The 22,839-nt window shown below is 35.8% G+C and carries 22 protein-coding genes, 1 tRNA gene and 3 riboswitches; of the genes, 2 read left to right on the top strand and 21 right to left on the bottom strand.

Annotated features, from left to right (window positions below):
- Positions 1 to 32: 32 nt before the first annotated feature.
- From DFR57_RS10890 to DFR57_RS10930, 9 genes are all read right to left on the bottom strand, one after another.
- Positions 33 to 1,061, bottom strand: coding sequence for a sugar-binding transcriptional regulator (locus tag DFR57_RS10890; RefSeq protein WP_114353189.1), 1,029 nt, complete (start codon positions 1,059 to 1,061; stop codon positions 33 to 35).
- Positions 1,062 to 1,183: 122 nt separating this feature from the next.
- Entirely contained in the window at positions 1,184 to 1,438 is a 255-nt protein-coding gene (locus tag DFR57_RS10895) for a glutaredoxin family protein (RefSeq protein ID WP_114353190.1), read from the bottom strand.
- A gap of 59 nt (positions 1,439 to 1,497) precedes the next feature.
- On the bottom strand, positions 1,498 to 2,463 hold the full coding sequence (locus DFR57_RS10900; RefSeq protein ID WP_114353191.1) for an L-lactate dehydrogenase: 966 nt from the start codon (positions 2,461 to 2,463) through the stop codon (positions 1,498 to 1,500).
- Positions 2,464 to 2,646: 183 nt separating this feature from the next.
- Positions 2,647 to 3,573, bottom strand: coding sequence for an alpha-hydroxy-acid oxidizing protein (locus tag DFR57_RS10905; RefSeq protein WP_114353192.1), 927 nt, complete (start codon positions 3,571 to 3,573; stop codon positions 2,647 to 2,649).
- 71 nt (positions 3,574 to 3,644) lie between these two features.
- Positions 3,645 to 3,751, bottom strand: a riboswitch (SAM riboswitch).
- A 12-nt stretch (positions 3,752 to 3,763) separates the two neighbouring features.
- Positions 3,764 to 5,446: an acetate--CoA ligase gene (acsA, locus tag DFR57_RS10910; RefSeq protein ID WP_114353193.1), complete on the bottom strand. Its 1,683-nt coding sequence runs from the start codon at positions 5,444 to 5,446 to the stop codon at positions 3,764 to 3,766.
- 32 nt (positions 5,447 to 5,478) lie between these two features.
- Entirely contained in the window at positions 5,479 to 6,213 is a 735-nt protein-coding gene (locus tag DFR57_RS10915; RefSeq protein ID WP_114353194.1) for an ABC transporter ATP-binding protein, read from the bottom strand.
- Positions 6,214 to 6,231: 18 nt separating this feature from the next.
- Positions 6,232 to 7,083, bottom strand: coding sequence for an ABC transporter permease (locus DFR57_RS10920; RefSeq protein WP_114353195.1), 852 nt, complete (start codon positions 7,081 to 7,083; stop codon positions 6,232 to 6,234).
- 22 nt (positions 7,084 to 7,105) lie between these two features.
- Positions 7,106 to 8,110 carry an aliphatic sulfonate ABC transporter substrate-binding protein gene (locus tag DFR57_RS10925; RefSeq protein WP_114353196.1) on the bottom strand — a complete coding sequence of 335 codons (1,005 nt, stop codon included), beginning with the start codon at positions 8,108 to 8,110 and terminating at the stop codon, positions 7,106 to 7,108.
- A gap of 32 nt (positions 8,111 to 8,142) precedes the next feature.
- Positions 8,143 to 9,933, bottom strand: a complete 1,791-nt coding sequence (locus tag DFR57_RS10930) for a PLP-dependent aspartate aminotransferase family protein (protein WP_114353197.1) — start codon at positions 9,931 to 9,933, stop codon at positions 8,143 to 8,145.
- A gap of 104 nt (positions 9,934 to 10,037) precedes the next feature.
- Positions 10,038 to 10,144, bottom strand: a riboswitch (SAM riboswitch).
- 78 nt (positions 10,145 to 10,222) lie between these two features.
- Positions 10,223 to 10,340, bottom strand: a riboswitch (SAM riboswitch).
- A 541-nt stretch (positions 10,341 to 10,881) separates the two neighbouring features.
- Between DFR57_RS10930 and DFR57_RS10940 the strand changes: the two genes are divergently transcribed.
- A complete protein-coding gene (locus tag DFR57_RS10940) occupies positions 10,882 to 11,097 on the top strand; it encodes a hypothetical protein (RefSeq protein ID WP_114353199.1) in 216 nt (71 codons plus the stop codon).
- Positions 11,098 to 11,354: 257 nt separating this feature from the next.
- Here DFR57_RS10940 and DFR57_RS10945 read toward each other — a convergent pair.
- Positions 11,355 to 11,427 (bottom strand) — tRNA-Arg (locus DFR57_RS10945).
- 221 nt (positions 11,428 to 11,648) lie between these two features.
- Between DFR57_RS10945 and clpP the strand changes: the two genes are divergently transcribed.
- On the top strand, positions 11,649 to 12,269 hold the full coding sequence (gene clpP / locus DFR57_RS10950) for an ATP-dependent Clp endopeptidase proteolytic subunit ClpP (protein WP_281270489.1): 621 nt from the start codon (positions 11,649 to 11,651) through the stop codon (positions 12,267 to 12,269).
- Between the two features lie 62 nt (positions 12,270 to 12,331).
- Here the strand turns inward: clpP and DFR57_RS10955 are convergent, their stop codons facing one another.
- The 11 genes from DFR57_RS10955 to hprK form a co-directional block, all read right to left on the bottom strand.
- Positions 12,332 to 12,586, bottom strand: coding sequence for an HPr family phosphocarrier protein (locus DFR57_RS10955; protein ID WP_114353201.1), 255 nt, complete (start codon positions 12,584 to 12,586; stop codon positions 12,332 to 12,334).
- An 88-nt stretch (positions 12,587 to 12,674) separates the two neighbouring features.
- The gene (gene whiA / locus DFR57_RS10960; RefSeq protein ID WP_114353202.1) at positions 12,675 to 13,625 is read right to left on the bottom strand and encodes a DNA-binding protein WhiA; all 951 of its coding nucleotides are present in this window, start codon (positions 13,623 to 13,625) and stop codon (positions 12,675 to 12,677) included.
- A 23-nt stretch (positions 13,626 to 13,648) separates the two neighbouring features.
- Entirely contained in the window at positions 13,649 to 14,602 is a 954-nt protein-coding gene (locus DFR57_RS10965; RefSeq protein WP_114353203.1) for a gluconeogenesis factor YvcK family protein, read from the bottom strand.
- A 1-nt stretch (position 14,603) separates the two neighbouring features.
- Positions 14,604 to 15,488 carry an RNase adapter RapZ gene (gene rapZ, locus DFR57_RS10970; protein ID WP_114353204.1) on the bottom strand — a complete coding sequence of 295 codons (885 nt, stop codon included), beginning with the start codon at positions 15,486 to 15,488 and terminating at the stop codon, positions 14,604 to 14,606.
- A 250-nt stretch (positions 15,489 to 15,738) separates the two neighbouring features.
- Entirely contained in the window at positions 15,739 to 16,695 is a 957-nt protein-coding gene (gene trxB / locus DFR57_RS10975) for a thioredoxin-disulfide reductase (protein WP_114353205.1), read from the bottom strand.
- 248 nt (positions 16,696 to 16,943) lie between these two features.
- Positions 16,944 to 17,972 (bottom strand): tetratricopeptide repeat protein, encoded by a 1,029-nt coding sequence (locus tag DFR57_RS10980; protein WP_114353206.1) that lies wholly within the window; start codon positions 17,970 to 17,972, stop codon positions 16,944 to 16,946.
- 167 nt (positions 17,973 to 18,139) lie between these two features.
- Positions 18,140 to 19,606, bottom strand: a complete 1,467-nt coding sequence (locus DFR57_RS10985; RefSeq protein WP_170132968.1) for an FAD-dependent oxidoreductase — start codon at positions 19,604 to 19,606, stop codon at positions 18,140 to 18,142.
- A gap of 46 nt (positions 19,607 to 19,652) precedes the next feature.
- Positions 19,653 to 20,192, bottom strand: a complete 540-nt coding sequence (locus tag DFR57_RS10990; RefSeq protein ID WP_114353208.1) for an acyltransferase — start codon at positions 20,190 to 20,192, stop codon at positions 19,653 to 19,655.
- Positions 20,193 to 20,196: 4 nt separating this feature from the next.
- The gene (gene ppaX, locus DFR57_RS10995) at positions 20,197 to 20,838 is read right to left on the bottom strand and encodes a pyrophosphatase PpaX (protein ID WP_114353209.1); all 642 of its coding nucleotides are present in this window, start codon (positions 20,836 to 20,838) and stop codon (positions 20,197 to 20,199) included.
- Positions 20,839 to 20,857: 19 nt separating this feature from the next.
- On the bottom strand, positions 20,858 to 21,697 hold the full coding sequence (gene lgt / locus DFR57_RS11000; protein ID WP_114353210.1) for a prolipoprotein diacylglyceryl transferase: 840 nt from the start codon (positions 21,695 to 21,697) through the stop codon (positions 20,858 to 20,860).
- Between the two features lie 18 nt (positions 21,698 to 21,715).
- Positions 21,716 to 22,675 carry an HPr(Ser) kinase/phosphatase gene (gene hprK / locus DFR57_RS11005; protein WP_114353211.1) on the bottom strand — a complete coding sequence of 320 codons (960 nt, stop codon included), beginning with the start codon at positions 22,673 to 22,675 and terminating at the stop codon, positions 21,716 to 21,718.
- Positions 22,676 to 22,839: the final 164 nt, after the last annotated feature.

A 22,839-nucleotide genomic window follows, 5' to 3' on the forward strand; every position in this document is an offset into this window, starting at 1 on the left:
CTTGTTTCCTCCTTGTATAGCTTTATTTATATTTAAAGGGAATCTCCCTTTAATAACTGGTTTGCTGCAGCTTCATCCGTGATTAAAACATCACTTTTGGCTTGTTTGAAAAAGGATAATATTGCTTGTGTTTTTGATTTCCCACCAGCTACTGTGATGACTTTATTCGCATTTTTTAAATCATCCAGCTGTAAACCCACTGTTCTAACTTTGTGAACTACTTCGCCATTTTTATCCAAATAGTACCCAAAAGCTTCACTCACTGCATGTTTATCTTTAATCTTTCTCATAACGGTTGAGGAAGCTTTCCTTCGTTCTGCCATGGTGACAGCATCTCCAATTCCGTGTATTACAACTGCTGCATCATGGATTAATTCCACAATTTCCTTAATAGCAGGCTCTTCTTTAATCGTTTGATACGACTCTTCACTAAGCGGATCCGGGACATAAAGCATCCGGTACTTTCCGTTTGCTTTTTTTGCCATCTCTGCACAAATCGTATTTGCCTGATTCTCCACTTGCTCACCAAGTCCGCCCCTTGCCGGAACAAAAGTACAATTTTTAGCGTGGGCTAGTGGTGTCATCATGTTCGCTACTTCTGACATGGTTGTACCACCAGTGATGGCAACGGTTTGCTCAGCAGATAGAATGGAACTGAGATATTGAACACAAGCTTTACCGAGTTGCTCCTTTACTGTTTCATGAGCATCACTATTACCCGGAATCACTATAACATGCTCCAATTGTAATTTATCCTTTATTTGCGATTCTAAAACACGAAATTTAGAAATTTCATTAATAAAGGTAGAAAGCTCTTCAGACATTCGAAGACCTTCTGGTGTTAGTTTCATTCCTTTTGCTGTTACAGCAATAAATCCATGATCATGCAGAAAATCAATTTCACCTCGAACGACACGTTCTTTCATCTCTACAAAATCGGCTAGGCTTCTTCTGCCTATCGGCTGCATCATTTTTATGTAATGTAAAATCTTATACCTTCGTTGCATGACATCGAGTATATCAGGGAAGATTTTTTCTTGTATTGCTAACAATTCCTTCACATCTAAACTCCCTTTCTCAGAAGTCCGGTGGTTTTATGACCCTCATAGTCAAAAAACGTCCCACAACGATCAAAAAAATAACTTCCATTTGTTATTGTACCAAACTGATGAGAAACTCTCAACTATTTTTCAGAATTTTTTCCAGCTTTCAATTTTTGTTCAATACTTTCATAAGAGATATTGCCATAAGCAACTACTTGATTATCTATCTCAATAACCGGAATCATCAGTTGATATTTTTCTAAATATTTTTCCTCTTTATATATATCGATCTCAATAATTTCAAAATGATGCATTGCTTGTAATAATTCTACGATAGTTTTAGCTTCTTCACATAATCCACAATTCTCTTTTGTGTAAAAATAGAGACGTTGCATGTTTATCACCTTTTCTATTAGAGAAAAGCCTGCAAAATATGCAGGCCATTTCAATTTCGCTATTCTTTGATTGCTTGCTTCGCTACTTCTGTCATCTCTTTTAATACAGAAGCAGACTTTTCTAATTGTTTTTGTTCCTTTTCATTTAAGTCTAATTCTATTATTTCCCTAACACCATTTTCATTTAAAATAGCAGGGACCCCGAGATAAACATCGTCTAGACCATACTCTCCATTTAAATGAGTAGAGATCGTAACAATGGAATTCTCATTGTTTAAAATAGCCTTCGTTAATCGAACTAATGCTAAGCCAATCCCATAATACGTTGCACCTTTTCTTTCAATAATATGATAAGCTGCATCTCTTACGTTTACAAATAACTCTGTCATTACTGGGTGAGAATATAAATCATCGATACCTGCATATCTGCTTAAGGGAATACCACCAATTTGCACGTGGCTCCACACTGGAAGCTCTGAATCCCCGTGTTCACCAATAATATAGGCATGCACATTTCTAGAATCCACTTCAAAGTGTTCACTTAACAAGTAACGAAATCTTGCTGTATCTAAAATGGTTCCAGAACCAATTACTCTTTCTTGTGGGAGTCCGGAAACTTCTAATGTAATATCACTTAGTATATCAACTGGATTGGTTGCTACTAGGAATATACCGTCAAAACCAACATCCATTATACTTTGTACAATGCCTTTAAAGATTTTTGCATTTTTAGAAACAAGATCTAACCGCGTTTCACCTGGTTTTTGATTTGCACCTGCTGTGATAACAACCAAATCAGCATTGTGACAATCACTATAGTCACCTGCTTTTATTTTCATTGGCGCGCCAAAAGGCATACCATGATTTAAGTCACGCGCTTCCCCTTCTGCTTTATCTTTATTTAGATCGACTAATACTAATTCATTAGCCACTCCCTGATTTAATAAAGAATAAGCATAGCTTGAGCCTACGAATCCTGTTCCAATAATTACTACTTTTCTTAATTTCGTTTTTAATTCTGCCATTTTATCCATCCTTTCTATCTAATTACATTCTGACATTTAACTTAAAAAGTAAAAATTAAACTTATCCATTTATACCTTTTAAGTTTACCCGAAAAAATAGGATATAGTATCACTATATCCTATTTCTACATATGAAAGAACATTTTTCCAACTTTTCTATATTTTTTAACTAAATGGTAAATGTTATACGCCAACTAAAGTAGGTTCAATATTTTTCTGTATTTGGTTGATAATATCGTAAGTTCCTTGATAACCACCTGCTGTTAAACCATACAAATAAAAGGAACGAATTGAGATATGGTCAAATCCACTATTTATTAAATCTAGGAGGTAATCTTGATCAGAACTATTTGTTTCTATAATTGTTTCTAATTTAGTTTGTTTAATATAATTTATGAAATCGATATTATTAATTTCACTATCCTTTAATACGATTCCTTTTGCACCAATTTCAATTGCTTTTTCTACATCTGAAATTGTTTGTGCTCCTTCAATATACAAAGGTAATTGTGTAAATTGGTCAAGATATGAAATGTCCTTCCACGACAAAGCTTTTGTTTCTAGAGCGTCATTCCATGTTTTCGTTGCATTTTTAAAAGCAAGCTTTTGAAAAATAGGGTCTACGATAAAATTAGTGATTCCGTCTAATCGCCACTTTACTTTTGAAAAGGAGGCTACGGAATTTAAATTTAAAACAATAGCCTGATAACCTGCAAGAGACGCTCTTTGTATAAATTGTTTATTTATCTCTGTATTGGGATGACCATTTAATCGAAACCACAAATTTGAAAAGTCCCCGCTGTCGGCAATTTCTTCGATGCTGTACGAGCTGTAACTAGAGATAATATAAGGAATTTTTAATTGTTGTGCAGCCTTTGATACAGCTAGTTCAGCATCCTCATGATACAATCTTAAGGAATCCGTGGGGGCCAGAATTAAATTTGCTTTTTTAATTGTCTTTTGTGTAGCCAGCCTTTTAACTAGCGCTTTGTTCACATCATTTTCTTCTTGCGCTTCGAGGTAGTAATAAAGCTCTTTATTTAATAATTCTTTCGCGTGTGCTTTTATTTTCTCAATCTTTACATTTACATTACTAGTATTTACTGACATTTTTTATCCTCCCGATTATGAAAGGAAACAGCTGAATGGAATTTTTATATGTGAACCATTCTTCGTAACCTCTCTTATTTTTCAAACGAATGTTTGCAGGAATTAGCACCTTTCCTTTTTGGTAAAAGTTGGTTGCTGGGTTTCATCGGGCCAGTCCCTCCACCTCTCGTAATAAGAGCGAAACTATATACTATGACTTAACTGCTTGTTTTTCTACTTCTAGTGCTTTTAATTGTCTTCTGAGAATTTTTCCACTAATTTTGGTTTTGGGTAAATCTTCTACAATTTCAATTTCACGTGGAGCTGCGTGAGCAGATAAATTCTTTCTAACAAATAACCGGATCTCTTCTTTTAAATTATCTGAGGCTAGGAAACCTGGACGTAGTGTGATAAAGGCTTTTACGATTTCTCCTCGGACTTCATCAGGCTTTCCTACTACCCCAGCTTCTGCAACCGCTGGATGCTCAATTAATTTACTCTCTACTTCAAAGGGACCAATTCTTTCACCCGCTGAGTTAATCATATCATCACTTCTACCTTGGAAAAACACATGGCCTTCCTCGTCTTGATAGGCAAGGTCACCTGAGATATACCATCCTTCATATATGAAATAGGATTTAAATTTATCTTCATTTCCCCATATTTCCTTCATTAAGCCAGGCCATGGTGCTTTTACGGCTAACTGACCTACTTCACCTGCAGGAAGTTTTTCACCATTCGCATTTAAAATTCCAACTTCTATTCCAGGGAAAGCACGCCCCATCGAACCAGGCTTTATTTTTTCAGATGGTAAATTAACAATTAAATGACCACCAGTTTCTGTCATCCACCAGGTATCATGAATTCTAACCTGTAACTTTTTATGTGCCCAAGTAATCACTTCTGGATTTAAAGGTTCCCCAACACTTAATACATGCCTTAAAGAGCTTAAGTCATATTTCTCGTGTAAATCACCTTGTGACATTAACATCCGAAAAGCAGTTGGCGCACTATACCATATAGTCACCTTTAAATCTTCCATCAACTGATACCAATTTTCCGCTTTAAATCTGCCACCTTGAATGACAATTGTTGCTCGGTTTAGCCATGGTGCAAATAAGCCGTAAACACTGCCAGTTACCCAACCTGGATGAGAAGTACACCAATAAACATCTTCATCATGAATATCAAGCACCCATTTACCTGTTACAATGTGATGTACCGTTGATCGGTGGGCATGCAATACACCCTTTGGTTTACCTGTTGAACCACTTGTATAATGAATAATCAATCCATCTTCCGGATCAACCCACTCAACCAGTTCATTTCCATGATTTCCTGTTCTATCTTCCTTAGCAATATCTTCCACATATAGAATAGTTTCTAATGATGGAATATCAGCTTGTGGCACACGTTTCACAAGCTCATGGTCCGTAATTAGCAAGCTACCTGTACAATCATTTATACGGTCTTTTATCGCATCTTCCATAAATGCTTCAAATAATGGCCCAGCAATTGCTCCTACTTTAATCACTGACAATATAGCAATATAGCACTCCGCTGTTTTAGGTAAGAATACAAATACTCTGTCACCTTTTTTCACACCATTTTCTTTTAAAATTTGTGCGTATTTATCGGTTTCTGCCTTCACTTCACGAAAGGTTAAACTTTTCGTTCCGTTTTCATCAACATAATGTAATGCTATTTTTTCACCGTAACCTTCGTCTACATGACGATCAATCGTTTCATATGCAGCATTTAGCTTACCAGTTTTACCATATGACAATAACTTTTTAGCATCTTCCCAGCTGAAGTTATCATGTGTTTTCTGATAATTTGTGAGATGGAAATCCCCTTCTATTGGATCAATATGACTAGAAACATTTGATGACATTTTTATTCCCCCCTTGTTTCTTCTTTTATCTGTTAACTTTTTGTACCACTTAAATCTAAACAATCTAAAATTTCTGATTTGATACGTGCCAAGTGTTCACTACCTCTATTGCGTGGTCTTTCTTCCTTAATCGTTATTTCCGTTGCAACCTCTCCGGGCTGCCCTCTAAGTACAACAACACGATCACATAGAAACAAGGCTTCATCAATATCGTGCGTAACAAGAACAATAGTGGACTGATAAATTTTCCAAATATCTAACAAAAGATCTTGAAGTTGCATTTTAGTAAAAGCATCAAGCGCACTAAATGGTTCATCTAACAATAAAATTTCAGGTGAAGTTACAAGTGCTCTTGCGATTGCCACACGTTGAGCCATACCTCCTGATAACTCTCTGGGATATAATTTCTCTTTCCCAATCAACCCTACGCTTTCTAAATATTCTATCGCCCGGTGTTCCTTATCATTTCTCTTCCCATTTAATCCAAAAGTGACATTATCTAAGACGTTTAACCATGGTAACAAACGTGGTTCTTGAAAAATAAATCCTGTTGTATCGTGAATTTCTTTCGTTACTTGACCATTTATTTCTATTTCACCATCGTATTCATTATCAAGACCCGATATAGCCCTAAGTAACGTACTTTTTCCACAACCACTTGTTCCAAGCAATCCTACAATCTCACCTGGTTTAATATCTAAATTTATATTCTGAACAGCTGTCACATTATTAAAAGTTCGACTAACATTCCGAAGTGCTAGGCTCATGCTTATTCCTCCCAATCATTACTTAACTACTCGATCTTGCCAGTGCAGGGATCTCAGTTCAATTTTTTTAAGTACCCAATCACTTAATTTACCGATGATTGCAAACAATATAATACTTGCAATAATCGTTTCAGGCTGGGCCATGTTTTGTCCGAATACGAGTAAAAATCCTAGTCCTTGGCTTGCTCCCATTAATTCAGCAGCAACAACAAACATCCAACCTAGGCCTAAGCCACTTCGCATTCCAACTAAGAACGATGGTAAGGAAGCTGGTAAAATAATTCGTCTAACTAATTGAAAACTATTTAATCCATACATTTTACCAACCTCTATTAACTTACGATCGACACTGAAAATTCCACTCACAATGTTTAAGTAAACGGGAAAGAATACTCCGACAGCAATCATCGTAATTTTAGACGGTTCCCCTATTCCCATCCAAAGTATAAATAATGGCACCCATGCAAGTGACGGAATCGAACGAAATGCTTGAATCATCGGATCAAATAACTGCTCTACCTTCTGATAGAATCCAACTAATGCCCCTAAAACAACTGCAGCTATGGTTCCTAAAATAAACCCAACAAACACACGATAGGTAGTAATTCCAATATGTCCAAAAAGCGATCCGTCGCGTGCCATCTCTACTATTTTTTCTAAAATAACAGTTGGTGCAGGGAGTTGGTAAGAAGGGAAAAATCCAACTCGACTAAGTAATTCCCAAATCAAGATAAGAATTGCTGGAATCAGGCTTCCTAACACAATATTTTGCCAGACGCCATTTTTGGCAGCCGCTTTTCTTTCCAATCGTCGTTGTTCTTTTTTCTTTCCTACTAATACAGCTGTGAGTTCCCCTTGATTTTTAGCCATCTTTTTCCCTCCTGATTTTCCCCTATTCGTTAATTGTTTCTTCTGCGTAGCTTGAATTAATTAATGCTTCAGTCGTCTCAGCTATGTCTACGTCTTCTTTAATTACTTCACCCTCTTGCAATACTTTACCAGCTGAATTTAAAGCTTCTACATGTACATCTCCAGGTACTGGATTAGAAAAATCATTTCTCTCTAATTGTTTTTTAGCTACTTCAAGATCGATTTGGGCTTCTTCTGCTAATAGTTCTGCTGCCTCTTCTGGATTTTCTAAAATCCAATTACGAGCTTTTTCATAAAGCTCAATTACTTTATTCACATATTCTGGGTGATTTTCAGCAAATTCTTCACGAACATTTAAGAATCCATAAGTGTTAAAGTCTGCATTGCGATAAAATAACTCTGCTCCAGCTTCTAACTCAAGTTTTGCCATGTGCGGATCTAAACCTGCCCATGCATCCACATCTCCTGAAGTTAATGCAGAACCACCATCTGCGTGCTGAAGAGGTACCACTTCTAGATCATCGATAGATACACCTTCTGCAGCTAACGATCTTACTAAGAAAATATATGGATCAGTTCCTAGTGTTGCCGCAACTTTTTTACCTTCTAAATCTTGAAGAGAAGAAATTCCGGATCCTTCACTTGTTACAAGAGCTGTCCACTCAGGCTTAGAATAAATATAAACATTCTCGATCGGTGCACCTGTAGCTTTTGACATTAAAGCAGCAGCTCCAGCTGTCGAACCAAAATCTACACTATCACTATTTAAAAATTCTAACGCTTTGTTACTTCCTTGACTTAATGTCCAAGATACCTCAATATCTTCTTCCCCTAATACTTCTTCTGCCCAACCAAATTTCTTTAACACCAAGCTAGTTGGTGAGTAATATGCATAATCTAATCTGATTTCTTCAGGCTTTCCTTCTGCTTGCCCACTTGAAGAGCAACCTGCTAAAAATAAAGCAACCAATCCTAATGCTACAATTGCAATAAAGCTTCTAATATCAATCAATGGAATTCTTTTCATTTTCTTTTGTCCCCCTATTTTTTTAATTAATTTTAAATTTCACATGCATATGTGCTAATTGAACCTTTTAAACGTTGTGCTTCTTTATACGTACATCTGTTGTGAATAACCTCTAATCCAGCTTCGCGTGCTATTTTTTCAGCTTCTGGTGATACTACACCTTCTTGTAGCCAGAAAACCTTAGGTCCAACCTCTGCTGCTTCTTTAGCAACCTCTACCGCAGCATCCGGACTTCTAAATACTTGCACAATATCAATGTCTACTGGAACACTTTTTAGATCCGGATAAGCTTTTTCGCCTAATATTTCCGTTTCTCTTGGGTTAACTGGAATAATCTTATAGCCTAATCGTTGCATTTTTCTTGCTAAACGGTAACTCGGTCTAGCTTCTTTCCCGCTTAGACCAACAATTGCTAATGTCTTTTGTCTAGTTATTTCCTTACCATTCTCTGTAACTTTTTCATGAGCGGAATTTAGCGCCCATTTAATGACACCTTCATCATTGACTACGATATGTTTCTTCGTGTCTTCACCGATTCCAGTTGCTTTCGCTAATGCTTGATCTAAATCATTTTGAATATCTCGTATCGATTCGATCCCCACCGAAAGCCTTATTAACTCTTCAGTCACACCAGTTTCTTTTAATTTATCCTTTGAAAGCTGTTGATGCGTAGTAGATGCAGGGTGAATAATAAGTGACTTCGCATCTCCTACATTTGCAACATGCGACCATAAGGAAACATTATTGATTAAGCTTCTTCCAGCATCTTTTCCTCCTTTAATTCCAAAAACGATAATGGAACCAAATCCATTTTCTAAGATCGAAGAAGCAAGGTTATGACTTGGATGGCTTTCAAGTCCTGGGTAAGTCACCCACTCTACTGCAGGATGTGTATTTAAGTAGTTAGCTAACTGCAAGGCATTTCGATTATGCCTTTCTACCCTTAAATGTAAGGTTTCTAAGCCTTGAATCAGTTGAAAGGCATTATAAGGACTAAGTGCTGCACCAAAATCTCGCAGTAACTGAACTCTTACTTTAGTAATAAAAGCTAATGTTCCAAAATCTATGGCATATCTGATTCCGTTATAGCTTGGATCTGGTTCTGTAAAAGCTGGATACTTATCTGAGTTCCAGTTAAACCGCCCACCGTCAATGATAATCCCGCCTATGGATGTACCATGACCGCCAATCCATTTCGTAGCTGAATGGACAACGACGTCTGCACCTAAATTAATTGGTTTACAACCATATGGTGTAGCGAATGTGTTATCGACAATTAATGGAATACCAGCTTCATGTGCTATATTTGCTACTTTCTCTACATCAAGCACCTGTAATCCTGGGTTACCTATTATTTCGCCGTACACCGCTTTTGTTTTATCCGTGATCGCTTTTTTATAATTTTCTGGATCAGTTGGATCGACGAATTTTACATTTATACCATAGCGTGGAAGTGTAACTGCAAATAAATTATACGTTCCACCGTACAGGTTCACTCCTGCTACAATTTCATCTCCAGCACTTGCTAGATTTAAGATTGATAATGTAATAGCTGACATCCCGGATGCCGTTGCAACTGCTGCTACCCCGTCTTCTAGGAGTGCCATTCGTTTTTCAAAAACATCAACGGTTGGATTTCCAATTCTAGAATAAATATTTCCTGGCTCATCTAAAGCGAATAATCGCTCAGCGTGTTCTGTGTCGTGAAAAACGTAAGAAGTAGATTGATAAATAGGAACCGCTCTAGCTCCTGTTGTGGGATCAGGTGATTGCCCACCATGTAGATTTACTGTTTCTGCATCGTACGTGTGATGATTTGTCATTACTATCTCCCCCAATTTCGAATTACTTTATTCCATTAAAAAAGCCCTCTTCAGCTAAGAAGAGGGCTTGGTTATACATACATGTTTCACCATAAATTTTCCTCCCCTCATCTTTCAGGATATTATCCTGCAGGAATTAGCACCTTTTAAGCTAAAGCTTAATGGTTGCCGGGTATCATCGGGCCAGTCCCTCCACCTCTCTCGATAAGAGATAAACTATTTAGTTTTCAAAATACAAAAAGTCTCCCTATCTATAGATAAGAGAGACTTGAAAAATTTAAGTTCAGTCCTCTTATCTCTTCTAAAACCTTTACGGTAATAGTAGGAATTGGCACCTGTATTAAGTAAGTTACTTAATGGTTGCCGAGGTTTCAAAGGGCCATTCCCTCCACCTCTCTTGATAAGAATTAATTCCGAGTGAATTACTCATATTTAATTTGTGATTAATTAGAAGTTTAGCAGAAGCCTATAGGAGTGTCAATATATTTTTTAAATAAATTTTATTTTCAGATAAATCAACGTTTTTCTTTTTAAAACAAAAACAATAATATCATTATTTAACTTACTTTTGAACGCTTTAATTCTGCGGACAAAATATTTTCAATCTTAAACTTTCTAACTTTATTACGAAAATAACAATATGCCAAAATATCATGTTGACCTATCTTTAACACCTTAATATAACGGTTTGATATATGATTCTTTCCATCAATATAGAATATAGCTATTCTCATATCTTCCCGTAAAGATTTCTTTATCATAAACATCATATTTATTCACCGCCGTTTTCTTTTATATTAACACGAACAAACGTTCCTGTAAATGGATTAACATAGACGGTTTTAATTTTTTATATTAACTATTTCTATATTATTTTAAGAAATGGAAATGATGAGCTAGCTGTGTTAAATTTAACCTAACTTCAACTCAACTTAAGGAGCGATTTTTATGACTGAACAGAAAAAAAGAGATTACAAAGCAATCCATTGGTTTAGTTATATCATTATAATAATTTCCTTGTTAGTAAACACTTACGCAATTTCAAATGGAATTCCGCGACCTATTTTAGGATTTAGTTATTTATCTTTTTTAGGAGTCATCATTGGTTTAGTCATTTTCATCCTATTTTCTTATAAACTAAAAAAGCTTAAAAGTAGAAAATAATCTATTCAGATGTGGGACGAAAGAAAATTTTTTAGACTGAAGAATTTAAAGCTAATGAAATTGTTTTTCAGAATCATATAAATCTAATCATACTCAAGTAAAAGGATTTATTCATCGAAGTCATTTTAGAGGAAAGTTACTATGTTTTTGAGGATGTAAAGTCATCTAGTCATGTTCAGTCAATGATAATTTCATGAAATCTTCTATTACAAAACCTTCATGCGTAATCTCATTAATCAAACACACAAAAATATATACGCGCCCGGAGGGATTTGAACCCCCGACTCTTGGTACCGGAAACCAATGCTCTATCCCCTGAGCTACGGGCGCATGATTCTATAAACGACAAGACTCATTATAGCTGATTAAGCCTTCATTTTCAATTAATTCTTTATCTATTAGTTATTATTTTAAATTCCCATTAATATCGTTTACAGTAGGAAAAGAAAGGGAACCCTGTAAAGAGAGAATTTCATCAATATAAAGATCAAATTGTTTGACCTTTATTGACCAATTCGTTAAGCTATACATAGAAAGCTTAAAACGATAAGATAACATTAGAGCTATATAAGGAGGAAAATGAAATGAATTTAATACCTACAGTTATTGAACAAACCAATCGTGGGGAACGTGCCTATGATATTTACTCTCGTCTTTTAAAGGATAGAATTATCATGCTAGGCAGTGGTATCGATGATAATGTTGCAAACAGCATTGTTGCGCAGTTACTATTTTTAGCAGCAGAAGATCCTGAAAAAGATATTTCTTTATACATCAATTCCCCAGGCGGTTCAATTACAGCGGGGATGGCTATTTACGATACGATGCAATTTATTAAGCCAAATGTATCTACTATCTGTATTGGTATGGCAGCATCAATGGGAGCATTCTTACTTACAGCTGGTGAGCCTGGTAAAAGATTCGCATTACCTAACAGTGAAGTGATGATTCACCAACCACTTGGTGGAACACAAGGTCAAGCAACAGATATCCAAATTCATGCGAATCGCATTATTGAGATGCGTAAGAAATTAAACGAAATATTAGCTGATAGAACTGGTCAACCGATCGAAGTGATTGAAAAAGATACAGACCGTGACAACTTTATGTCAGCTGAAAAAGCAAAAGAATATGGTATCATCGACAAAGTAATGGCGAAGAAACCTCAATAATATTTATATCAAAAAGCTCCTGTCTATATTAACATTAGGCAGGAGTTTTTCTTTATATACTATTATTTATTTTCCACGTAGGTTGTTAATTCCTTTAATGCCACATCTTCATCAGAGCCGTCCACAAGTAGTGTTATTTCGTCTCCATTCGTTATTGCTAAGCTCATTAAACCCATTATACTTTTTGCATTCACTCTTTTATTTCCTTTTTCGATAAATAATTCTGAAGCATAACTATTTGCACGCTGCACAAATTCTGCAGCTGGCCTTGCTTGAAGACCAGGATGTAAACCAATCACTACTGTCTTTTCTACCATTTTCATTCCTCCCTAATATAAGTAAGCGTTATCATTATACGTTAAACAGGAAGTCCTTATGCTAAAAGGACTTCATGATGGCTATATTTTAATTTTTAACAGGTAAATCTCCTCGCCTTAACTGATCTGCAAATTGATCAATCTTTTTAAGTCGATGATTAATCCCTGATTTACTGATATTGCCTGTTGATACCATTTCTCCTATTTCCTTTAAAGAAATATCTTGATGTTCTAATCTTAATTCAGCTATTTCTCTAAGCTTATCAGGTAAGGTTTCTAAACCTACTGAATCTCTTATAAAGCGAATATTTTCAACCTGTCTAAAAGCTGCACCAATTGTTTTATTTAAATTCGCGGTTTCACAATTAACAAGTCGATTAACGGAATTTCTCATATCTCTTACAATTCGTACATCTTCAAATTTAAATAACGCTTGATGGGCACCGATATTGTTTAAAAACTCTGTGATCTTTTCCGCTTCCTTGATATAAGCGATATAACCCTTTTTTCGTTCTAATGCTCTTGCATGAAGACCAAAGCTATCCATTAATTCTAACAAAGCGTCATTATGTTCCTCATAGAAGTTATATATCTCCAAATGATACGAGGACGTTTCTGGATTATTTACAGAGCCACCCGCTAAGAAGGCCCCCCGTAAATACGCCCGTCTGCAACAAACCTTTTTCGTATAGTTTTCTGAGATAGTACGAATTAGTGTAAATGGTTCTTTTAAAATTTCCAGTTCAGAAAGTAGATGTTTTACGCCTTCATTCATTCGTACAATATATACATTATTTTTCTTTAATTTCATCTTTTTTCGTACTAAAAGTTCAACTGGGTAGGCATATTGCGACTTGATCAATGTATAAATTCGTCTTGCAATTGCTGCATTTTCAGTTTGAACATCCAATACATATTTTTGACGTGAAAGTGAGACTGCACCATTCATTCGAATCAGCGCTGCTAATTCTGCTTTAATACAACACTCGTCGTTTTTTATATTCGTTAATTCTTTTTTTATCTCTGAAGCAAATGACACTTTCTCACCTCCCCTATAAGTTGTTACAGTAGCGACATTAATAAAGTGGCAATTTTTTCTGTATTATGCCGAATCGCCTGACCACGCTGTTCTATGATATCAGCTTCAATTATATCAATATCTAACTTTTTCAAACGCTCCAAATCATATACAACAGGTTCTGCCTGTTCTTCAGCATAAACCTCTCTTACATCGCGATTTATTGTCTCGCTATGTACAATAACAGATTGAATACAGCCCTGCCCGATATGATCCATAATAGCTTGGACATGATCGGTAGCAGTATAATGACTTGTTTCACCTTTTTGAGTCATCACGTTACAAACATATACAACCTTAGATTTGGTTGATCTCAATGCTTCCCCAATTTGCGGTACAATTAAATTAGGGAGTGTACTGGTATAAAGACTCCCTGGAGCTATGACAACCAGGTCTGCATTCTTTATAGCATCTACTGCCTCTGGAAGAGGTAAGACCGGATTAGGCTCTAAAAATACTCGCTTAATTTTTTCTCCTGATAAAGGGATATTAGATTCTCCAGAAACTATGTTGCCACTTTCTAATTCTGCATGTAAAAACATATTTTGGTTAGCGATCGGAAAAATACTACCTTTTACATTTAGTACACGTGAAATTTCTTTGATTCCATTATAAAAGTCGCCTGTTACAGATGTCATGGCGGCTAAAAGCAAATTCCCCATGGAATGACCAGTAAGTTCATTTCCTTTGGTAAATCGATGTTGAAAAAGGTCCATTAACATCGGCTCAGCCTCAGACATAGCCGTAATAACATTTCTAATATCGCCTGGGGCAGGAATCGCCATTTCCGTCCGTAGACGTCCAGAGCTTCCACCATCATCCGCTACGGTTACAATTGCGGATAAATCAATAGGATAATCCTTTAACCCTCTTAGCAGCACAGGCATTCCTGTTCCACCACCTAAAACGACGACTTTCGGGTGCTCTTCTTCTATCATGTTAATGTCCCTTTCTCTTGTCGATATCTCGATGACTTACATGTGTGACATAGCTTGTTTGAAAATATTTTGCTAAATACTCTGATATTGCAACTGAGCGGTGCTGACCACCTGTACAACCAATAGCAATTACCAGCTGACTTTTACCTTCTCGCTTATACTGTGGAAGCATAAATTGTAGTAAATCAATGGTTTTTTCTAAAAACATTTGGGTGTCAGACCATTTAAAAACATAATTAGAAACTTCTTGATTTAAACCTGTTAATGGCTGCATATGTGCCACATAATGTGGGTTTGGTAAAAACCGAACATCAAATACTAAATCCGCATCAATTGGTATACCATACTTAAATCCAAAGGATAATGCATGCACAGAAAATATCTCTTGATCCTCTTCACTATATCGTTTCACAATTTTTTCTCTTAATTCTTTTGGTTTTAAATCTGTTGTATCTAAAATGTTTTGTGCACGTCCGCGCAATTCGTCCAACATACTTCTTTCTAAATGAATTCCGTCTAACGGTAATCCATCAGGTGCTAAAGGGTGAGAACGGCGTGTTTCTTTATATCTCGTCACTAAAACACTGTCTTTTGCATCTAAAAAGAGAACATGCTCCTGTAACCAGTCTTCATGTGCCAACTTATCAAGAGCTTCAAATAAGGCATCAAAAAACTCTCTACCTCTTAAATCCATTACTAAAGCAACTTTTTGTATATTGTTACTGGAATCTTTCATTAGCTCCAAAAACTTTGGTAATAAAGCTGGTGGTAAATTATCTACACAATAGTATCCTAGGTCTTCAAAGCTCTGAACAGCCACCGTTTTCCCAGCGCCACTCATCCCAGTAATAATTACTAAACGTGTTTCTTTTTTTTCATTAGCCATGATTATCTCCCCTTTAGATCCACGATCTCATTTCATATCTATATTATACACCGAGTGAATTGGGGGAAACAATAGAAGAGGGTTAACCAAGAAAATAAAAAAATGGCACAGGTTAAATTACCTGTGCCGAAAAACTATATCTATAAAAAAGGGGGTCAATTAGTTATTTATAGTGTACCCCATAATTGTTTCGTCCGTGTTACAGCCAGGTTAAGAAATGGTTACTTTTCATTTCCATCAGATGACAAGACTATTTGACAGCGTCTAATTCTTCTGCTAAGTTCTCAACAAACCCTTGAGCTGCTTGAGCTGCAATACTTCCATCACCTGTTGCAGTAACGATTTGACGAAGCTCCTTGTCACGAATATCACCTGCAGCAAAAATCCCAGGAATTTTCGTTTCCATGTTCTCATTTGTTGGGATATAACCTTCTTCATCTGTAATTCCGAGCGATTTGAATGGTGCACTTAACGGAACCATACCGATATAGATAAAGGTACCATCAATTTCTTTATCATACTCTTGACCGCTATTTTTATCATATAAAGTTACGCTACCAACTTTTCCATCTTTATCATTAATAGTTTTTACAATAGTATCCCATATAAAATCTATTTTCTCATTTTTAAAAGCACGATCTTGTAATATTTTTTGTGCACGAAGTTCATCTCTGCGGTGAACAATCGTTACTTTTTTAGCAAAACGCGTTAAATACACGCCTTCTTCTACTGCAGAGTCTCCTCCACCTACAACAACCAATTCTTTCTCTTTAAAGAAAGCACCATCACATACCGCACAATAAGAAACACCGCGTCCACTTAATTCTTCCTCACCTGGAACACCTAGTTTCTTATATTGGGCACCTGTTGTAATAATAAGTGCTCTCGTTTTATATTCTTTTTTTCCAGCAATTATTGTTTTGTATTCTTTTCCGTCAATTACTTCTTTAATGTCTCCGTAAGCGTACTGTGCGCCAAATTTCTTGGAGTGATCAAACATTTTAGTAGATAAGTCTGGTCCTAAAATATGCTCATAACCTGGATAATTTTCGACATCCTCTGTATTAGCCATTTGTCCTCCAGGAATTCCTCTTTCAAGCATCAATGTATCTAAATTAGCACGGGAAGTGTATACCGCAGCTGTTAAACCTGCTGGTCCTGCTCCTGCAATAATTACGTCATAAATACGATCTTCTGACACGGTCATTCATCCTTTCCTCCATAAACTCTATCCTCATTATCTATTTTTGCTTGCTTTTGGTCTACTTTTTTGCTCATATCTTAGTGTATCTATTTTTATTAAAAAGTATCATTATTTTCCCGTAATAATCAATGAATAAGAACTTATCTTCAAATTATAATAAACATGGGTACTTTATTCTAATTTCCAATAGAATAAGCTTGAATTATTTCAGCAATCCTTTGCACAGAAAAAACACAGCTTGTAACTGTGTTTTAATGAATTATCTCTTCATCAAGCCAAGGTCGCTTCTTTTTTTCCAGCCATTTATGCTGATAACATCCAGCTTGCCATAATTCTTCCGCTTTTTCAAATTTTTGCAATTTAAAACTAGCCATGCTATACCAATAGAAATACATCGCATGCCCTTTTAAAATACTGCGATTTAATGAGCGGAATCGCTGGTAAGATGTTTCATATTGACCGATATGTGCAAATGTCGTGGCTAAACGAAGCTTTTGCTGTTCATGTATCGGATAAATATTATCGAGGATCTGCAGCATTTCGCCAAATTTAGTGAATTGGTTAGAATGCTTGTAGAAGATCGCCAAATTCATATATCCACTTAAAGAAGCTGGTGATTCTTCTAAAAGCTCTTCCTCATGTTTAATAGCTTCTTTTTCTTTACCAGAAAAAAACAAAGCATAATGATACTCGTGATTCGCAGCTTGATAAGATGGATACAACGTCAGCATCTCTTCTAATACTAATATTGCTTGTTCCCACTCTTTCCTTTCAATGTGTGAAAAAGCTGTTTCTTGATAAATTAAAATTTCGTCTTCCTCTTCTAATATCCAATCATCATCGCCATCTTCTTTCTCTTCTTCTATACCAATTTCAAGTAGCTCTATAAGCTCATTTGCTTCTTCAATAAAATCTCCATTTGGAGCTTTTTCTAAATAAATATTCGCATATTTTTTTGCATCCTGTAAAAGTCCAAGATGTGCATAATTATTTGCAATGAGATAATAACAATCCATATAGGATTCACCTTGTTCTGAAAGTACTCTTGTTAAAATCTGATTTGCATCATGGTAGGAGCCTACTTCTGTATAAACAATAGATAATTGACACTGAAATAACGGATTACTTGGAGTTTTTTCAGCAGCTTTTTTTATCCATTTTAAAGCTAAATCAAACTTTCTTTTCCGATAAGCAATAACGCCTCTAGAAAAATAAAAATCACTTTCAGGAATAAACGGTATGATATTATTATCCACTTCCAAATTTTTGGTTACTGTCATCCGCTTTCCCCCTCACTAACTTATCAAATATAAGATAAGTCGATCTTCATATATTCACATACAAACTACATAGTATCTAGATTGGTTGGAAAAAGCAACTTCTTTTTTAAGAAAAAAAGAAATGATCGATAGAGACCATTTCTTTTTCTTCATGATTCTTTAAAATATTATTTTAAGTATTCCTTTAAGTCACGCTTATAATAAGCTAGTTCATCAGGACTCCACCCAAAGAATCGTGCCATGAGATTAATAATTTTCTTTTCATGTGCAGTTACTAAATCTGGATTTGTATAAACAAGACCTGTTCTTGAAACCAAAAAATCCACAGCAGTATAGATCCCTTCTTCTTCCATTGCATACTCTATTTCTTTTTTTAAGGATTCCCATGTGTTCGCTTCATTTTCTAAAGATGCTGAAAATGATTTGAGCCAATTTAAATCTTTATTTCCATATAATCGTTCATACCGATTGTTGTAGGAAATATTTTTATGTTCATGCTTTTTAAAGCTTGAACCGTGTTCATGAGTACCTAATATTTTGAATACTATAGAAGAGCTGTAAAGGATTCCTTTTTCTTTTTTAAAATAATGTACCATTTTATCAACAACTGCTTTTGCAGTGTCACGGTAATACATATAATGTTGGGATGGCACTAAAATCAATTGCTCATGCAATCGAAAATAAGAAGGTGTTAGACGTTTTAATTCCTTTGAATACTTTTCAACGCTATTTATTGTAATATCAGACTCACTTATTGTTAAATTTTCATTTAAAGTAGCTAGTAATTGAGAAAGAGTTAATTTCACATTGCTTTGATTGTATGTTCCCGCCTTATTATTGATGATTGCTGTGAATACTGCTTTTCTTTCAAATAAATGTAATTGATAGATATCATTGTTTGAATGAATAACAGCAGGTGATAGTTTTATTTCGTCCGGAAGTTTAAATTCTCCTCTTACAAAGTAACCAAAATCAGATTCTCTTCCTTCTTCCAATCTCTTCATATTTTCACTTGATGAAGTAGTATCAATCACCATATAGGATTTTAAGTGATAATTTTCACCATCAATTTGATCCTCTACATATATATGGTAAAGCTTCTTTTTTGGCTCATATAGATATTCACTTACCTTCGCATAATTCATAAATTTTGCATAATAATTTCTGGCATCTTTTAATAAGTCGATCGTTAATCTAGCAACGTCAACTGTCCAATCTGACTTAAGCTTCCATCTTTCCTTATTTATGGGCTTTTTCTTCCCCATTTGTGCAAGGGTTTGAATAGATTTATTCACATTGTGAAGGAGCTCAACTGGTTTGTTTTCGTTTGTTTCCTCTATAAATGGCATCTTTCTTTCGGCAATAACATGTGGATACCATTTAGTTAACCATTGCTTTTCCCTAGCAATCATTCTTTTCGATAATGGTTGACTATGCATACTAATTGCGACCTCGGCACTGTGTAGTTGCGTAAAGTCAGCCTCTTCTAATAGTAAGGTTTCAAACCCCCTGCTTGCAGCATCAAGCGCAATCGCTGCTCCTTTAATTCCTGCACCTATAATACACACATCAAACGTTTTTTTAGAAATTGACTCGTACAATCCTGTACGAGCTTTGTTTGAAAATCCCCCCACATTATCACATCCCATTGTTTCTCTATTTAAATTATATTAATTACGATTATAATTGGTTATCTGTTTTAAAAAATGGGTCCTGTGCGATTCGAGCCTGCATTTCTTCTTTTGTGTAGATGACTTGCATTGGATTTCCGCCAACAAAGTAACCCGCTGGCACATCCTTATGCACTACAGTGCCAGCAGCAATGATTGCCTGATTTCCAATCACCACTCCTGGTAAAACGGTAGTGTTAGCACCAATCATTACTTCATCGCCAATAATCACTTCGCCTAGGCGGTATTCTTTTATTAAATATTCATGAGCGAGTATCGTGGTGTTATATCCAATTACAGTATTTTTCCCAACCGTAATTTTTTCTGGAAACATAATATCAACCATTACCATTAACGCAAAAGCTGTTTTATCTCCAACTTTTATTCTTAAAAATGTGCGATACAACCAATTTTTAACTGGTAAAAATGGCGTATAGCGTGCGAGTTGAATAATAATAAAATTTTTAAAAACCTTCAAAAAAGGAACAGTCTTATACAATTCCCATAATGAATTTGCTTCTTTTATATGGTAACGGTCTGTGTTTCGCATTGGTTTACTTCACTCCAACTATTTGCAATAGGTCACTCATTTCTTCCAACATAAAATCTGGATCATGCGCCTCTAATACTTCTCTTCCTTTTATCGTCCATGCAACCCCTGCAGTTTTAACTCCTGCATTGTGTCCCGCTTCAATATCATGATAGTTATCCCCGACCATTAAGGTCGTCATCGGATTAGCCTTTAGCTCTCCCATAGCCGTTAATATTGGCTCTGGATGTGGTTTGGCGTGTGTAACATCATCCAAACCAATTAAACTATCAAAAATATTCTTCATTCCAGATAGTTCTAGTCCAAGCTGAGCAGCATGATTTAACTTTGTAGTAACAATTCCCAACTTAAAACCTGCTTCTTTCAAAGCTATCATAGTATCCACGACAGTAGGGTATGCCTTCACATACTTTTCATGATTCGCATAATTATGAACACGATAAGCTTCCATCATTTCTTCTATCCGGTTTGGATCAATTTTCTTTAAGCTATCTACTAACGGAGGACCAATAAAATCCATAATTTCTTCTCTTGTATAGCTCTTATCACTAAATTGCTCTAATGTATGTGTAAAAGAAGCAATGATCAATTCATTGGTATCAATTAGCGTGCCGTCTAAATCAAATAAAATTGTTTCAATTTGCATCTTGCTGCTCCTTTCATTTCTAGCCTTTCTTTTTCACTTTTTTACCTTGATACGTTTTATCTGAAAGTCCTTTTTTCCTGCGATACCAGATAAGTGCAAGACTTAAAACGATCAAGACGATGGATATTACTTGTGCTGTTCTAAGATTTCCGACGATATATAAGCTGTCGGTACGCATGCCTTCAATAAAGTAGCGGCCAAATGAATACCAGATAACATAACTTAAGAAAAGCTCGCCTCTTCTTAACGGATATTTTCTTAAAACGATTAGTAAAATTACACCAATTATATTCCATATTGATTCATATAGAAAAGTTGGGTGATACATCACACCATCAATACACATTTGATTAGTAATAAAGTTAGGTAAGTATTGCATAAAATTTTGATAGGCCTGCTCCGACACCGGACCACCGTGTGCCTCTTGGTTCATGAAATTACCCCATCGACCAATGGCCTGTCCTAATAACAAGCTCGGCGCCATAATATCTGCAATTTGAAAAAAAGACAGCTTTTTATAGCGTGTATAAATGACAGCAGTTATGACGGAGCCAATTAAAGCACCATGAATGGCAATACCACCTTCCCAAATTGCGAACGCATCCCACCAGACACCTCCAGCATATCTTTCCCATTCAAATATGACGTAATATATTCGAGCGGATATAATGGCAGCTGGAATAGCTATTACTACTAAATCTACAATATAATCTTTTTTCAATCCCAAACGATCTGCTTCCCTTGTTGCTAATAACAACCCTAAAAAAGCACCCGTTGCAATGATGACTCCATACCAATAAATCGACAATGGACCCAATTCAAAGAATACTGGGTCCAGTGCCGGTGCACTACATGACAAATTAAATCCCTCCCGTTATCAATCTCCATCAACGTCAAATTCAGATTCTAAATCAGGCTCCCCACTTTTAATCATCGTGGTTAACCTTCTTGAAAATTCTTCTGCAGCATTTACACCCATACGTTTTAACCTGAAGTTCATTGCTGCAACTTCAATAATTACGGCTAAATTTCGACCTGGACGAACAGGTAGTGTAATCTTAGGTATATTTACATCAATAATTTTCATCACTTCTTCTTCTAGTCCTAAACGATCGTATTGCTTCTTTTGATCCCAGGTCTCTAAATTAATCGTAAGCGCAATCCTTTTATGAGAACGAACAGAGCCTGCACCAAATAGTGTCATGACATTTATAATACCGAGTCCTCGTATTTCTAATAAATGCTCAATTAATGGTGGGGAAGAACCAATGAGACGATCATAGTCTTCTTGACGAATTTCAACACTATCATCGGCTACTAAACGATGTCCTCTTTTTACTAGCTCTAAAGCAGTCTCACTCTTACCAACACCACTTTGACCTGTGATTAAGACACCAATACCATAGATATCTACTAGAACGCCGTGCACTGCTGTAAATGGAGCGAATTTCGCTTCAAGAAAATTCGTTAGGCGACTAATAACACGCGTAGTTTTATATGGCGAACGTAAAAGTGGAACACCAGATGCATTACAAGATTCAATTAATTCTTCCGGCACATCCATATCGCGAGTAATCACTATTCCTGGTGTGATGTCTGTACAAAGTCGCTCTGCGCGATTTTTACGTTGGTCAGGGGATAAGTCATAATAATAAGACAATTCTGTTTTTCCTAGTAATTGCAAGCGATCTTTCGGATAATATTTAAAATACCCTGTCAATTCAATTCCGGGTCTTGAAATTTCACTCATAAATATTTCACGATGTAATCCGTCTTTTCCTGCAATCAATTCCATATGAAACTGATTTGTTAAATCCTGTGTGCGTACTTTTGCCATTCTTTGGCCTCCTCAAGCAATAATCAAATTAATGATGTATGGATACTATTGTAGCACTTTTTTAGGGGACTAGCATATATTATCTTTCGTTTTATTTTCAACTTATATTAAGAATTAAAGGAGTAATTTAAGAAATCGTTATTTCTTAACTATTCTCATGACAA

This window comes from Saliterribacillus persicus (genome assembly GCF_003337485.1).
In the GTDB taxonomy this organism is placed as follows: domain Bacteria; phylum Bacillota; class Bacilli; order Bacillales; family Amphibacillaceae; genus Saliterribacillus; species Saliterribacillus persicus.